Source organism: Streptomyces sp. CGMCC 4.7035, assembly GCF_031583065.1.
GTDB lineage: Bacteria > Actinomycetota > Actinomycetes > Streptomycetales > Streptomycetaceae > Streptomyces > Streptomyces yaanensis.
In genome coordinates this window covers 4,378,415-4,392,621 of sequence record NZ_CP134053.1, presented here as the reverse complement: position 1 = coordinate 4,392,621, position 14,207 = coordinate 4,378,415, and the positions used below count along the sequence as shown (strand labels likewise).

Genomic DNA, 14,207 nt, shown 5'->3' with positions numbered 1-14,207 from the left:
ACGCCGGACCCTGTGGGCCCACCTGCCGGGCTCCGAAAGGAGCCCGGCTCAGCCGCGTTACCCGGGGTGAGGACGGGCAAACCGGCGGCGTCGGCGATTCACTCTTTCCATAGGTGCTGACGTCTTAAAGCCTCTGCTGAGCCACCACGGAGGCGTACGCTCAACGCTGTCTTCCAGGAGCTGACGGCAGGAAGCGGCAGGGGCACATGGCGGGCGGACCACGGCAACCGATCACCGGGCATCCGACGTTGCTCGAGCGCCATCGGGAACTCCACGCGGTCGGCCGCGCGTTGTCGGACCTCCGCGCCGACGCCGACGGCGTCGGGCGAGCGCGACAGGGTGGACTGCTCGCCTTCACCGGTTCGGCCGGACTGGGCAAGACGACCCTGCTCACCCATGTGCGCGCCCGCGCCGCCGCACTAGGATGCACGGTGCTTTCGGCCAAGGGCGGCGAGAACGAGCAGGGCCTGGCGTTCCGCGTGGTGCGCCAGCTCGTGCAACCGGTCCTGGCGTCGATGGACGAGCCGGATCGCAGGGAGGCACTGGGGAGTTGGTACGACATCGTCGCCGCCGCGCTCGGGCTCGAGGCGGAGGGCACCGCCCGGGTGCCGGATCCGACGGGGGTGCGCGACGGCCTGGACTGGGTCATGACCCGCCTGACGGTGATGAGGGCACCCGTAGTCCTGCTCCTGGACGACATGCACTGGGCCGACGAGGAGTCGCTGAGCTGGCTGGCGTCCTTCGCGCCACGCGCCGCGGACCTTCCGCTGCTGATCGTCGTCGCCTACCGGCCCGACGAACTGCCGCCCGGGGCGGGCGCGTTCGGCTCGCTCGCCGAACGCCACGGAAACCGTCCCTACGCCTTGGCGCCGCTCACCGCCGACGGCGTGGCGCGGATCGTGCGCGACGAAGTGGGTGAGGGAGCCGAGGACGAGTTCTGCGGCGAATGCTGGGCGATCACCGGCGGAAGCCCCTTTGAGACGGTCGAGCTCGCCATCCGGCTCGGGGAACGGCAAGTCACGGGCACCCGGGACGAGTTGCCCGTGCTGCGGGACCTCGCTTCGGCGGTCAAGGGTCCCGGACTGATCGAGTGCCTGCAGCGGCTCGGCGCGCCCACCGTCCGCTTCGCCTGGGCCGCCGCCGTACTCGGCACGTCCATCTCACCGGAACTCGCGGCCACCATCGCGGTGGTCGGCAGGGAGCAGGCCGCAGAGGCTGCCGAGAAGTTGCGCGCCGTCCGGATCCTGGCCGCGGGCCAAGGGCCCGGCGGCGACCTCGAGTTCGTTCATCCCCTCATCGCCACAGCCGTCTACCGGGCCATTCCCTCGGCTCTGCGGGTCGGGCTGCACAACGCGGCCGCGGAGGCGGTCCGCGCGGCGGGACTCGGGGCCACCGCGGCCGCCCGACACCTGCTGGAGGTTCCCTGCGAGGGCAACGCCGAGGCCGTCGCATGCCTGCGGGAGGCCGCCCATGAGTACCTTCGGGCCGGGGCTCCGGAGGCCGCTCGGCGGGTGCTGACCCGGGCGCTGCGGGAGCCACCCGCTCAGGACGAGCGCACCGCACTGCTCCACGAACTCGCGGGCTCGACCTTTCTGATCGAGCCCACGGCGACCGTCGGCTACCTGCGTGCGGCGCTGGCGGAACCCGTGACCGATCATGAGCTGCGCGCCCGCATCGTCTACCGGCTGACCCAGGCGCTGGCCCACACCGACCGAGTGGCGGAGGCCGCCGCGGTGGCCGAGAACGAGGCGCGAGGGGCCATCAACGCCCGTACGCGACTGCGCCTGCAGGCCGACCACTTCCAGTGGAGCTCCTGCCGCACCGACGAGCCCGACTCACCGGCCCGATCGCGCAGGCTGGCACGGCTGGCCGAGCGACTGACCGGCCGCGGTCTTGAGGAGCGCTACATTCTCGGGCTGAGGGCCTGGGACGCCCTGCTGCGCGGCGAGTCGCGCAAGACCGTCCTGCACTACGCCGAGGAGGCCCTGCGCGGCGGGCTGAGCTGGACCGACGAGAACCGGGGCTTCGAGGTACCGGTCTCGGTCGCCCTGACCTTCATGTACTGCGACCAGCCACGCCGGGCCGAAGAGCTGTTCACCCGGGGCATCGCGGAGTGCGAGGCGAAGGGCTGGCGCGGCTCCCACCTGGCCTTGGGCCAGACCCTCTTCGGCTACATCCGCCTCCGCCGTGGCTGCCTGGCCGAGGCGGAGGAACTGGTGCGCGAGGGCCTGCGCATCGCCGACCGGGTGGAGGAGGCGGTGCCCGCCCAGTGGTTCGCCATCGGCATCCTCATCCAGACCCTGCTGGCCCGTGGCCGGACCGCGGCCGCACGCCGGCTCGCCGACTCCTACCGCTACGGCGAAATCGTCCCGAACGCCGTCGTCTACCCCGATCCCCGGACGGTGTACGCCGAACTGCTCCTGGCCGAGGGGCGACACGAGGAGGCGGAGCGCCTGCTGTCCGCCGTCGGGAAGTGGCTGGACTCGCGGGCCTGGCGCAATCCGGCGTGGTGCCGCTGGCGGCTGGACCTGGCGTGCGCCGTCGCCCCCACCGCACCCGATCGGGCGATCCGCCTGGCACAGGACGCCGTCAAGCGGGCACGGGACTTCGGCGCGGCCTCCGCGATCGGCCGGGCGCTGCACACCGAGGCGGAGGTGACCGGCGGACCGGCCGCGCTCGACCTGCACGCGGAAGCCGTCGGGCACCTGGAACGCTCACCGGCCTCGTACGACCTGGCGCGGGCCCTGGTCGGCCACGGCGCGGCGCTGTTCCGCAACGGCCGGCTCCAGGAGGCCGCCGACCGGCTCTACCGGGGGCTCGAAGGCGCCGTCCACTGCGGCGCGGAGGCCCTGGCGACCCAGGCCAGGGAAGAACTCTCCGCGGCGGGTCTGCGGCCGCTGCCCCTGCGCTACACGCAGACGGACACGCTCACCGCTCCTGAGCGCAGGGCAGCCGAGATGTCGGCACAGGGCCACCCGGAGGCGGTGGTCGCGAAGGAACTGCATCTGACGGAGCAGGGCGTGAGGCAACTGCTCTGCGCCGTCTACCGAAAGATCGGCACCGACGCCGCCGGCCTCGCCGGCGCCCTGGAGACCCTTCCCCGTCCACGCTCATGACGCACGGCGTCCAGGGGTGTCCCTTCCCAAGGTCCGACACCGTGTGTCCCGTGGCTACCTGCCCCGCCGACGACGTAGGTACGGCATAGGGGAGGTGGGTCGCCGGGCCGCACATCTCATCCCACGAGCACCTCGGCCCACCGGCTGGTCCCGCCGGAGTACACGTGTACGCCGCACCGGGCCGACAGCATGGTGACGATGTTGAGGCCCCGGCCGTGCTCGTCCGGGTCGGCCTCCGCATTCGACAGCCCGGCCGCAGTCGCGGGCCCCGTGTCGGTCACTTCGACGTGCACGGCCCTGCGCCCGTCCACCCGGCTCCGCGACAGCCGTAGCGTCGCCGGAGGCAGGGCATGCACGATCGCATTGGTGATCAGTTCCGAGACCACCAGAAGCACGTCCTGGGCGCCGTCCGGGCAAAGGTCCCAGCCGGTCAGCACCGCGTCCACGCGTCGGCGTACGGCAGGGACCGCCTTGGGGGCGTGCGGCAGCGGAAAGACGTACTCGACTTCCCCGCGAGGCGCGGCGTTGAGCTGCGCGAGTGTCATGTGCCCTCCTCCTCCAGACGGCTCTGCCGGCCGGAAGCCGGGCGATATCGCACGTTAGAGACGGAAAGGCGGCCGGTCAATGAACATCGGTCGGCATTACCGAACGCAAGTCCTGAAGCGAGGCGGATTCGGAACTAGGATCGCATCATGGCCGGCCCAGTCCAGTCGATAGAACGGGCGGCGGCGATCTTGCGTTTGCTCGCCGGCGGTCCCCGTCGGCTGGGCCTCGGCGAGGTGGCGTCGTCGCTGGGGCTGGCCAAGGGCACAGCCCACGGCATTCTGCGCACCCTGCAACACGTGGACTTCGTGGAGCAGGACCCGACCACCGGGAAGTACCAGCTCGGGGCGGCCCTGCTGCACCTCGGCACCAGCTACCTCGACGTCAATGAGCTGCGGTCGCGCTCCATCAACTGGGCTGACGCCCTGGCCGCCCGCAGCGGGGAGGCCGTCCGCCTGGGCACGCCCCTGGAAGGCAAGGTGCTCGTCGTCCACCACGTCTTCCGCCCGGACGACACGCTCCAGACCCTGGACGTGGGAGCGCTGCTGCCGCTGCACGCCTCCTCGCTCGGCAAGGTCCTGCTGGCCTTCGGGGCCGAACCCGTCGAGCCGTTGCTGGAGGCCGGACTGGAGAGCTACACCCGGCACACCGTGGTCCTCCCGGACGACCTCAACCGGGCGCTCGTCGAGATCCGGGAGCTCGGCTGGGGTGCCGAGGTGCAGGAAATGACCATGGGCGAGGCCGGAGTCGCCGCGCCGATCCGGGGACACGGCGGCCTGGTGGTGGGTGCGATCGGCGTATCCGGCCCGGTCGAGCGGATCTGCGACAGCAAAGGCCGGCCCCAACCGGCCCTGATCACCCTGCTCCGGGAGGCCGCACGGGCGATTTCCAGAGACCTGGGCGCGGCCCGCTGGTAGGTCCCAGCGCCTCCGCGACGTATCGGAAGGCAGACCTGATCATGGTTGAACGGTATGTGATGTCCATCGACCAGGGCACCACCTCCACGCGATGCATCCTGTTCGACCACCGCGGGCGACTGGTGTCCGTCGTCCAGCGGGAGCACCAGCAGCACTTTCCCCGCCCCGGCTGGGTCGAGCACGATGCGCTGGAGATCTGGCGTAATCTCCAGCGCATCGTGCCCGAGGCGGTGTCCAACGTCGGTATCGACTCCGGACAGATCGCCGCCATCGGGATCGCCAACCAGCGGGAGACGACGGTGCTCTGGGACCGGCAGACGGGCGTCCCGCTGGGCAGGGCGATCGTCTGGCAGGACACCCGCACCGGTCCGCTCGTCGAGGACCTGAGAAAACAACCCGGTGACGAGTTCTTCCTCGATCGCTGCTGTCTTCCCCCCTCGACCTACTTCTCCGCGCCCCGGATCCGTTGGCTGTTCGACCACGTCGACGGGCTGGAGCAGCGCGCCCAGGACGGCGAGGTGCTGTTCGGCACGATGGAGAGCTGGCTGGTCTGGAACCTCACCGGCGGACCGGACGGCGGCCTGCACATCACCGACGCCACCAACGCCAGCCGCACCATGCTCATCAACCTCCAGACGCTGACCTGGGACGAAGAGCTGATGGAGTTCTTCGGGGTGCCGCGCCCGATGCTGCCGGAGATCCGGCCCTCGGCCGAGGACTACGGCGAGGCCCGCTCGGTGCTCCCGGGCGTCCGCATCACGGCCGCCCTCGGCGACCAGCAGGCGGCCCTGTTCGGACAGACCTGCTTCTCGCCCGGCGAGGCGAAGTGCACCTACGGGACCGGCAGCTTTTTGGTGATGAACACCGGTACGGACATCGTGCGGTCCCGGCACGGGCTCCTCACCACCGTCGCGTACAAGATCGCGAACCAGCCCACGGTCTACGCGCTGGAAGGCCCGATCGCCGTCACCGGCTCACTGGTCCAGTGGTTCCGCGACCGTCTGGGCCTGATCAACAGCGCAGCCGAGATCGAGACCCTGGCGCGCACCGTCGAGGACAACGGCGGCTGCTACATCGTCCCCGCTTTCTCCGGTCTGTTCGCACCCCACTGGCGCAGCGACGCCCGCGGTGTGATCGTCGGCCTCACCTCGTACATCACCAAGGGCCACCTGGCCCGAGCCGTCCTGGAGGCCACGGGCTGGCAGACGCGGGAAGTCGTCGACGCCATCAACGCCGACTCCGCGCTCGCGCTGAAGCAGCTCAAGGTGGACGGGGGCATGACGTCCAACAACCTGCTCATGCAGTTCCTGGCCGACGTGCTGGACGTGCCCGTCGTGCGGCCGCTGGTCGCCGAGACGGTCTCGCTCGGCGCGGCCTACGCCGCCGGCCTCGCGGCCGGCTACTGGCCGGACCTGGAGGTCCTGCGCGGCAACTGGCACCGGGCCGCCCAGTGGCTGCCCGACATGGACCCCGAACGGAGGGAGTGGGAGTACGCATGCTGGCAGCGAGCCGTCGAGCGGTCCTTCGGCTGGCTCCAGCCACGGAAACGCCCGTGACGCTCCGACCCGCTTCGACCCGGACGTGGACCCCCGCACCTGCCCTACAGGGCGCACAGCTCCGCAGGGCCCGACGTGTCTTGTGTGGCTGTGCCGCCCCGGCACGGCGAACACCGTCGCGCTCTCAGGACGCGCCGCCCGGCCGCGTCGCGGCTGCTGCCAGGGCGGGCTGGAGGCGGCGGGCGGCGCCGAGGTAGTCGGCCGTCCAGATGATGCGCACGGCCGTGGCCTGCGCCTGTGCGTCGCACAAGTCGCGGCGGAGGGACTCGACCAGGCGTGCCTCGACCGCGGGGTTGCGCGGCAGCGGGTCCGGGACCGAGGTGTGCCGGTCCAGGCCGGCGGCCAGCTCCCGGTACCAGCCGGACACCCGGCCGGCGGAGCCCAGCAGTACGAGGCGGGCCGCGGCGTGATCCGTTCCGCTGTGCTGTTCGCCGTCGTGTCGCCACAGCCCCAGCACCGCGTCGGCGGCGAGGCGTAGTCCGACGACACCGGTGACCAGGGTGGTCATGTCGGCCAGCGGCACGGGCTTCGGGCCGTGTTCGGCGAGGTAGCTGCGGAAGGCGTCGTCCAGTCTTCGGGCGGCGGCCGCCGCCTGACGGCCGTCCTCCTCGGGGGCCTCGGCCGGTGCGGGGCCGGTGCCGCAGCGGCCGACGGCGTACTCCACCGCGCCGGCCAGATACCGGGCGCCGTCCGTGTACGCCTCGGCGAGGGCCTGGTCGACGGCGGCCGCGGCCCCGCGCGGCCAGAAGAACAGGCCCACCAGCACGCTCACCGCGCAGCCGATGGCGATGTCCTGGAGCCGCAGCAGCGCGATGTGCCAGTTGGGGTCGTGGCCGATGTTGAACAGGATGACGAGGGTGAGGGTGAAGGCCGCCTGGCCGGCGGCAAACGAGACGGCGGCGGGGGCGACGCCGGCGAACAGCACCGCGAGGGGCAGCAGGAACCACAGCAGGGTGCCGTGGGGGCCGACGAGCTCCAGCAGACCGGCCCCGAGGAGCGAGCCCGCGATCGTGCCGCCCAGGGCGCGCATCGCCTTCTGTCCGGTGCTGAGCGCGTTCGAGCGCAGCACCGAGAGGGTTCCCAGCAGCACCCAGAACGAATGCTGAATGCTCGTCAGGTCCACCAGGGCGACCGCGATGCCGAGTCCGACCGCTCCCCGGAGGCTGTTGTGCAGCCACACCGAGTTCGGTTGCAGATGGGCGACCGCCCGCTCGCGGGCCGCAGCCAGCGGTGTGGTCAGGGCGCCGGGTTCGTGGCCGAGCAGCCGCTCCCGCCAGCTGCGCCGTTCGGCGGCCGAGGACAGGTCCACGTCGCCGGCGATCCGGAGCGTCGCGAAGCCCAGCTCCTGGGCCCGGAACGAGAGGTCCAGCGTGCCGAGGAAGGCACGGACCTCCGACTCGGTGGTGGGTCTCGGCCGGTGCACGGGCAGTCGGGTGGTGGCGCTGTGCTCCATGCCGGCCATGGCCGTGCGCAGGTCCGCCGAGGCGGCGCGGAGCGCGTCGGGCGTGCCGCACGGAGCGTCGAGCTGCTCGGCCGCCCGGTCCAGGACAGCGGCGGCGGCCCGGCGGACGGTGTGGGCCTGGGGGTCGCAGGCCGGACGGCCGCCGTGCGGGGGTGCGCTGTCGGCCACGATGCCGCTCAGCCAGGTGAGTTCGTCGACCAGGCGGACCAGGGCGCGGGAGCCGGCGGACAGACCGGTGGGCCGGTAGGGGGTGGCGTCGAAGGCACTGCGCAGGTCGGCCGCCGCGGCGACGGCCTGGTCGGCGGTGGCCCGGCACCGCCGGGCGCTCGGCGCGTCCGGGCCGCCGGCCAGCCGGGACGCGTCGGCACGCAGTTGCGCCGCCGCCGCGCGGCAGACCCGGGCGGCGGGTGCGCTGAGCGGGTCCGCGGTGGGCCGGGGCCACAGCAGGGAGATCGCGAGCATGGCGGCGGCCGCCGCGAGGCCCGCTCCGGCGAGCCGGTCGGGCAACTGCGCCGGCGGTGCGGGGGAGGTCACCGGGAGGATGAAGGCCAGCAGCAGCGCGGTCGCCGCTCCCGCGAGGACGGAGCTGACGACGCCGATGAAGAGCACCAGGAAGCCGACCACGATCGTGGCGGTGACCGCGAGCCAGGTCTCGCGAGCCACGAGCGTGCCGAGGCAGATGAGCACCGCCCAGGCCACTGCGAGGCCCAGGTGCGCCCGCAGCCGCTGCACCATCGGGCCGGTGAACTCCACCAGCAGCAGCATCGAGAACGAGCCGAACGCCGCGAACGTCGCCATCACGGGCGAGCCGACCACCTGCCCGCACAGCGCGAACAGAGCGGGCATCACCAGCGCGGTCCGCGCGGCCCGGCGGGTCGCGGCCAGGCCCGGATCGTGCGCACGCAGCCACGCCGCGGCCCGCCCGAGCCGGATGCGGCCAGGTGTCTGCATGCGCCCCCAACCTCCTGTCGGCGGGGCGCCCGCGGACCCCGTCGAGGTCGAGTATCCGCCGGGCACGAGGCCCGCGCGGTGTCCGGTTGCGCCGAGCAGCGGCTGAGCGGCGGCCGGTCGGGTGATCATGCCGGGACGACGCGGGCATCCCCTGCCTTCGACGACGCGGGCATCCCCTGCCTTCAAGGATCCGGCCAGTTACGCCGGAACGCCCGGGTTCACGGACGGGGCCACGGGCGCCCCGCGAGGCGTTCGATGTCGGTGTTGAAGCGCTTCAGGTACGCCGCGAAGGCAGCGATGTCCGCGTCCGACCAGTGAGCCATGACCTGGTCCAGGGCGTCGACGATGCCCTCGCGTTCCTCGTCGAGCAGGCCCTCGCCCTTCTCGGTGATGCGGAACTTGCGGGCCATCCCGCCGTCGGGGTCGGGGATGCGCTCGACCAGACCGGCGCGCATCGCCGCGGCGGTCTGGCGGTTGAGGGTGGAGGCGTCGAGCCCGAAGGCGTCGCTCAGCTCGCCGATCGACATCGGTCCCTGGACGCGGATGCGGCTCAGGAGGATGTAGGCGCTGCGTTCCAGCACGCCGTCCTTGCGGCGACCGCCTCTCTGGGCCAGGAACATGTGGCGGTTGAGCAGCATCTGCTCGTACTCGACCTCGTGCGTCGGCTTCACCATGCGCCCGAGCCTCCTCCCTCGCGCCGCCGCACATCACGTTCCGGAGGGCGGCCCCGACCATCCTCCCATACGGCTGTGCATGAGCCACATCATGTGCGCGATACATACGACATGTACGATGCACATCTCCTTCATACCGAGCTCTTCCCGAAAGACATCCGAGGAGTCCCGACATGGGCGCCCCCCAGCCATCGGCCCGCGCAGGCGGCGTGGTCGCAACCCTGGCACTCGCCGGCATCACGGCCGCGATCATGCAGACCCTGGTCACTCCGCTCATCGCGGAGCTGCCGCAGATCCTGCACACCTCGTCCTCCAACGCGGCCTGGGTGATCACCGTCACCCTCCTGGTGGCGGCCGTCTGCGTGCCGGTCTTCGGCCGTCTCGGCGACCTGGTGGGCAAGCGCCGCATGCTCCTCGTCTGCTCCGTGCCCCTGGTGGCCGGCTCGGTGGTGTGCGCGCTCTCGTCCTCCGCCCTCTCCATGATCGTCGGACGTGGACTGCAGGGCATGGGCATGGGCATGGTGCCGCTCGGCATCGCCCTCCTGCGTGACGTGGTCCCGATGGAGAAGCTCAGCTCCTCCATCGCCCTGGTCAGCGCCTCCATGGGCATCGGCGGCGGCCTCGGCCTGCCGGTCGCCGCGGCGGTCGCCCAGTACGCGAACTGGCGCGCGCTCTTCTGGGGCTCGGCCGGCCTGGCCGTCGTCGTCGCGGTTCTGATCTGGTTCCTGATCCCGGACGTACCGGCCGGCGCCAAGGGGCAGCGCTTCGACGCGCCCGGCGCGATCGGTCTCGGCGCCGGCCTGGTCTGTCTGCTGCTGGCCGTCTCCAAGGGCGCCGACTGGGGCTGGGGTTCGGCGACCACGCTCGGCCTGTTCGCCGCCGCCGTCGTGGTGCTTGCGGCCTGGGGCCTGTGGGAGACGCGTACCGGTGACCCGCTGATCGACCTGCGCACCACGGCCCGCCCGCGGGTGCTGCTGACCAACGCGGCCTCCGTGTTCGTCGGCTTCGCGATGTACGCGAGCATGCTGGTCGTGCCGCAGCTGCTGCAGTTCCCCAAGGCCACCGGCTACGGCCTGGGCCAGTCGATGCTCGCGGCCGGCCTGTGGATGGCACCCGGCGGCATCATGATGATGATCGTCTCTCCGCTCGGCGGAAAGCTCACCAATGCCCGCGGTCCGAAGTTCACCCTGGTCTGCGGCGCCCTGGTCATCGCCGCCGGCTACGGACTGTCCATGGCCCTGATGGGCTCCGCCGTGGGCCTGATGATGGTCTGCATCGTCATCAACAGTGGCGTGGGCCTCGCCTACGGCTCGATGCCCGCCCTGATCATGAGCTCGGTCCCGCTCTCCGAGACCGCCGCCGCCAACGGCTTCAACACGCTCATGCGCTCGCTCGGCACCTCGATCGGCTCCGCAGTCATCGGAGTGATCCTCGCCCAGCTGACCACCACCATGGGCGGCTACACCTTCGCCTCCGAGGACGGCTTCCGCACCGCTCTGCTGATCGGCGGCGGCCTCGCCTTGGTCTCCGCGGCCATCGCCGCGGTCATCCCGGCCGGACGCACCGCCGCAGATGGCGACGAGGCCGACAAGTCCACCGCGCCGACAGGGGCCGCGGTCGAGGCCTGACGGCTTCGGCGGTGCCGGTGCGCGAGTACCGGCACCGCCGTATGCGGCGACTTCCCCCGGCGCGGACCCGGACGGGCGGCGGCGAGCCGCAGGACGACGAGGCGCAGGCCGCGCCCGGGCAGCCCCCGCATGCCGTCGGAGACCGTGGCACCGACGGTGGCGTTCCTGGGCCCCACGTGGCCGACCACACGGTCAGCCGGTCGTGGTGAACCCGTCCCTGACGTGGTCGAAGACGGGGCGGTAGGTGTCCCACCGCGCGTCCGGGGCCGACAGATAGATGTCGTACTCCCGCCCGCCTTCCCTGCCGTAGCCGAGGTCGATGGCACGGAAGACGCGGACGCGTCCCTTGAAGGTGAACTCCCACACCGCGGCCGGCTCGCCCCGGAAGGCGGTCCGCTGCATCCGCAGCCGCCGGTACGTGGGGTAGTTGATCTTCGTGTTGGCCTCGATGTCCGCGAAGTGCGCCATCGGGTTCGCACCGGCCGGGTCCACCATGCCGATCGTGATGTCGACCAGACCGGACGGGTCGGTGTAGATGACCTGGTCACTCGCCTGCGCGCCGGCCTTCCAGCCGTCCGGCACGGGGAAGGAGACGCCGAGCTGCTTGGCGTCGACCACGTGGTAACCCTCGGGTACGGGCGAGGGCGCGTACGACGCACTGGGCGTGGCGCGGCTCTGGTGTGCGCCGGACCGCTCCTCGCCGTGGTGCGAGGTCGTGTAGAGGGCGACAGCCGTGGCTGCCGAGGCCATGACGACCGCGATCGAGACGAGGGCGAAGCGCCTGCGGCCCCGGCCGCGCCCCCGCTCGTCCGCCCTCCCGGGCGGCGGTATCTGCTCCGTTCGCGCAGCCGGATCGGTCTCGTAGACCCGCTCGGTGTGCCGGGGCCGGCTCTTGTCGCCCACGGTGCCGGACGAGTTGTGAGCGGGAGCCGGAGACGGCGACAACACCGCCGTCGGCGCGTTCGAGCACGCGGCCCTGAGGGCCCGTTCCGTCTGCTCCGCCGACGGGCGGTCCTCCGGGTTCTTGGACAGCAGGGTCTCGATGAGCGGTTCCAGCGGTCCGGCCTGCTTCATCGGCTCCAGCGGGTCCACGGCGATGGCGTACGCGGTCTCCATCGCGGTGCCACGGTGGAACGGCGGCCGTCCCTCCACGGCCTGGTACAGCGTGGCGCCCAGCGACCAGAGATCCGACGCCGGGCCCGGCTGCTGTCCGCGTATCCGCTCCGGCGCCATGTAGTGGATGGAGCCGACCATCTCCCCGGTCTGGGTCAGCGTCGACGTGCCGGCCGTGAGCGCGATGCCGAAGTCGGTGAGGACTACCCTGCCCTCGGCGCCGAGCAGGACGTTGCCGGGCTTGATGTCGCGGTGCAGGACGCCGGCGGCGTGTGCGGCCCGCAGGGCGGCGATCATACCGAGGCCGATGCGGGCAACTTCCTCGGGCGGAAGGGCCTCGCCGTCCTTGAGGAACGCGCTGAGCGTCGCCGCCGGGACGTACTCCATGGCGATGCAGGGCCGTCCGTCGTCGTCCACGACGTCATGGACGACGACCACGTTGGGATGCGTGATCCGGGCGGCGCTGCGCGCCTCGCGGCGCGTGCGCTCGTAGAGCCTGGCGAGTTCATCGTCGGTCAGATGCGACTGCGCGTGCAGCCGCTTGAGTGCGACCTGGCGGGCGAGCACCTCGTCATGGGCCCGCCACACCGTGCCCATGCCACCGCGGCCGATCTCCTCCGCCAGCCGGTAGCGCCCGGCGATGAGCCGCCCCTCGTCCGACACAGCCTTGCCCCTCCGCCAGCTCTGTCCCCTCGATGTGTCCCGTCACCATAACCGCCCTCGGCGGTCCACTCGGAGGTCGGGTCGCGACCTGCGGGACACCCGCCCGGCCGACCTCCGCACGTCCGGCAGGCGGGCCTGTGACGAAAGCTCAGCGCGCCGAGCCCGCCGTCCACTGGCTCCACGCCATGTTCCAGCCATTGAGGCCGTTGTCGGGGGCGATGGTCTTGTCGTCCGAGTTCTTCACCACGACCACGTCACCGATGAGCGAGTGGTCGTAGAACCAGGCGGCGTCCTGGCCGGAGTCGTTGCCGCCCTTGACGTCGTTGAGCCCCACACAGCCGTGGCTGATGTTGGAATGCCCGAACACCGAGTCCGGTCCCCAGTAGTTGCCGTGGACGAATGTGCCCGACGTGGACAGCCGCATGGCGTGCGGGACGTCGGGGATGTCGTACTCGCCCGCGTATCCCACGGTGGCCCCGTTCATCCGGGTGGAGATCAGCTTCTCCGAAATGACCATCTGGCCGTTCCACGTGGTCGAGCTCGGCGCGCCCGCGGTGATGGGAACGGTCCTCACCGTCCTGCCGTCGCGGACGACCTTCATCGTGTGCGCGGACGCGTCCACGGTGGATACCTGACGGCGGCCGATGGTGAACCGGATGGTCTTGCTCTGCTCGCCGTAGGCGCCTTCGGCTCCCTTGACGCCGTCCAGGCGGATCCGGACGGTCACGGTCGAGTGTGCCTTCCAGTAGTCCTGCGGGCGGAAGTCGAGGCGCTGGGCACCGAACCAGTGGCCCACGACGGGCTGTCCGCTGCTGGAGGTGATGTCGATGGCGGACTCGACGGCCTTCTTGTCGCTGATGGGCCTGTTGAAGGTGAACGAGACGGGCATGCCCACGCCGACCGTGGAGCCGTTCTCCGGGGTGTAGGTGGCGGCGAAACCGTCGTTCTTGGCGAGGGTCGTGAACGTGATCTTCTTGGTCGCCTTGCGGTCGCCGTCGTCGTCGGCGGCCGCCGCGGTCAGCCGATAGGTCGTGCCGTGTTCGAGTGCCGCATCAGGGGTCCAGGTTCTCTTGTCGGAGGACAGCCCGCCGCGCACGGCGCGGCCGTCCGCGGTGGTCAGGGACACCTCGGTGATCCTGCCGCCTGCGACCGTCACGCGGCCGCCCCGGGTGACGGAGACGTGGTCCTGGCCATCGGCGGCGGTCACCTGTATGCGTGGGCCCGACGTGGCCCTGGCCGCGGCCTGGGGCGTCTTCGCCTGGTTCTTCGCCGGGTTCTTCGCGTCCCCTGGCCCGGCACTGCAGCCGGCCAGAAGGAGTGCCGGGACGAACAGGGCGGCGAGGGCCGGTGCGGGGCGGGTGCGAGGCATGGGGTTCTCCGTCGTGCGTGTGAGTGGCGCGTCCCACTCAGGTCGTGGGATCGGCGGCCCCGGGCAGCGCGCGGTCGTTGCCGTGGGGCGCGGTCGCGCCGCGCGGACGGGGGCATGCGCCAGCCTGGTGCGCGGATATCAGGAAGTTGTGAGGCCGAGGGAAGAACCGAAGCCGCCGGCACGACAACGCGGAAGAGTGCGCTGATGGAGCAGGC

General features: G+C 71.8%; 9 protein-coding genes. 4 read left to right on the top strand and 5 right to left on the bottom strand.

Features of this window, described 5'->3' with window-relative positions; translation table 11 throughout:
- Nucleotides 1-206 precede the first annotated feature (206 nt).
- Complete coding sequence (locus tag Q2K21_RS18865; RefSeq protein ID WP_310772412.1) at nt 207-3,116, top strand: ATP-binding protein; 2,910 nt, start codon at nt 207-209, stop codon at nt 3,114-3,116.
- A gap of 116 nt (nt 3,117-3,232) precedes the next feature.
- Here the strand turns inward: Q2K21_RS18865 and Q2K21_RS18860 are convergent, their stop codons facing one another.
- Nucleotides 3,233-3,661 (bottom strand): ATP-binding protein, encoded by a 429-nt coding sequence (locus tag Q2K21_RS18860; RefSeq protein WP_310772410.1) that lies wholly within the window; start codon nt 3,659-3,661, stop codon nt 3,233-3,235.
- Nucleotides 3,662-3,808: 147 nt separating this feature from the next.
- On the opposite strand from Q2K21_RS18860, the gene Q2K21_RS18855 reads away from it, so the two are divergent.
- Nucleotides 3,809-4,576: an IclR family transcriptional regulator gene (locus Q2K21_RS18855; protein WP_310772408.1), complete on the top strand. Its 768-nt coding sequence runs from the start codon at nt 3,809-3,811 to the stop codon at nt 4,574-4,576.
- 41 nt (nt 4,577-4,617) lie between these two features.
- Nucleotides 4,618-6,132 carry a glycerol kinase GlpK gene (gene glpK, locus Q2K21_RS18850; RefSeq protein WP_310772406.1) on the top strand — a complete coding sequence of 505 codons (1,515 nt, stop codon included), beginning with the start codon at nt 4,618-4,620 and terminating at the stop codon, nt 6,130-6,132.
- Between the two features lie 124 nt (nt 6,133-6,256).
- Here the strand turns inward: glpK and Q2K21_RS18845 are convergent, their stop codons facing one another.
- Complete coding sequence (locus tag Q2K21_RS18845; protein ID WP_310772405.1) at nt 6,257-8,545, bottom strand: FUSC family protein; 2,289 nt, start codon at nt 8,543-8,545, stop codon at nt 6,257-6,259.
- Between the two features lie 218 nt (nt 8,546-8,763).
- A complete protein-coding gene (locus Q2K21_RS18840; protein WP_310772403.1) occupies nt 8,764-9,219 on the bottom strand; it encodes a MarR family winged helix-turn-helix transcriptional regulator in 456 nt (151 codons plus the stop codon).
- Nucleotides 9,220-9,392: 173 nt separating this feature from the next.
- Between Q2K21_RS18840 and Q2K21_RS18835 the strand changes: the two genes are divergently transcribed.
- Nucleotides 9,393-10,847 carry an MFS transporter gene (locus Q2K21_RS18835; RefSeq protein WP_310772401.1) on the top strand — a complete coding sequence of 485 codons (1,455 nt, stop codon included), beginning with the start codon at nt 9,393-9,395 and terminating at the stop codon, nt 10,845-10,847.
- A 192-nt stretch (nt 10,848-11,039) separates the two neighbouring features.
- Here Q2K21_RS18835 and Q2K21_RS18830 read toward each other — a convergent pair whose 3' ends face one another.
- A complete protein-coding gene (locus Q2K21_RS18830; RefSeq protein WP_310772400.1) occupies nt 11,040-12,623 on the bottom strand; it encodes a serine/threonine-protein kinase in 1,584 nt (527 codons plus the stop codon).
- 148 nt (nt 12,624-12,771) lie between these two features.
- Nucleotides 12,772-13,992 (bottom strand): L,D-transpeptidase, encoded by a 1,221-nt coding sequence (locus Q2K21_RS18825; protein ID WP_310772398.1) that lies wholly within the window; start codon nt 13,990-13,992, stop codon nt 12,772-12,774.
- Nucleotides 13,993-14,207: the final 215 nt, after the last annotated feature.